Source organism: Wolbachia endosymbiont of Mansonella ozzardi (genome assembly GCF_020278625.1).
GTDB lineage: Bacteria > Pseudomonadota > Alphaproteobacteria > Rickettsiales > Anaplasmataceae > Wolbachia.
In genome coordinates this window covers 1-660 of the sequence record NZ_JADAKK010000093.1, presented here as the reverse complement: position 1 = coordinate 660, position 660 = coordinate 1, and the positions used below count along the sequence as shown (strand labels likewise).

1 protein-coding gene and 1 pseudogene are annotated in these 660 nt (G+C 33.8%); both read left to right on the top strand.

All coding sequences use genetic code 11. The features are described from left to right. The first annotated feature begins 272 nt into the window (after positions 1-272). A complete protein-coding gene (locus tag IHO40_RS05925; RefSeq protein ID WP_255586022.1) occupies positions 273-404 on the top strand; it encodes a hypothetical protein in 132 nt (43 codons plus the stop codon). A 47-nt stretch (positions 405-451) separates the two neighbouring features. After that, positions 452-660, top strand: a pseudogene (locus IHO40_RS05705) (16S rRNA (uracil(1498)-N(3))-methyltransferase); the annotation flags it as partial.

Sequence of the window (660 nt, the reverse complement as noted above, 5' to 3'; positions counted from 1 at the left end):
ATACATAACAAGTTCGCTAAGTCTCTAATCGTAGGGAAACTTTTTAATTTACCATTGGGATTTGTCATAATAATGAAGTTTGGTATAAGACAATGCTTCAGTTTGCAGGTTGACCGTTAATACAGGTGTATATTGAATGGAAAAAATTAGACTTTATGTTGAGAAGGCGTTAGTTTAGAGCTTAGTCCAAGGCAAAGTTACTATTTTTGCAATTCCATGCGATTTAAGAAGAATGCCAATATTTCTTTTTTTATGAAAGGGATGGAGAGTAGTTGGGAGAAATAGTTGATACATTGCGTAAATTAGCAAAAGCTACACTTAAAGAATGCACCAAACAAGAGCAATATGGAGAAAATTTATATCTATATTATGCTATGGTAAAAAATTCCGCTCAGGTAATATAATAAGGTAGGCAACTGAAATGGGGGTAACCTGAATCCAATTCATTTTGATGGAGTATACAGTAGTAAAAAGTGTTAACCTGGATAGAGCAAAATTACAAGCAATTGAAGCGGCAGGACAATATAGTAGAACAAGTGTGCCAGAGATTTTGCCTCCTATTAATTTTTGTGATTTACCTGACTTTCAGGATAGAAGTTTTATTTTACGTGATGAAACAGGGCAAGGAAAGCCTCCTAATGAAGTTCTGAAAAACAAAAA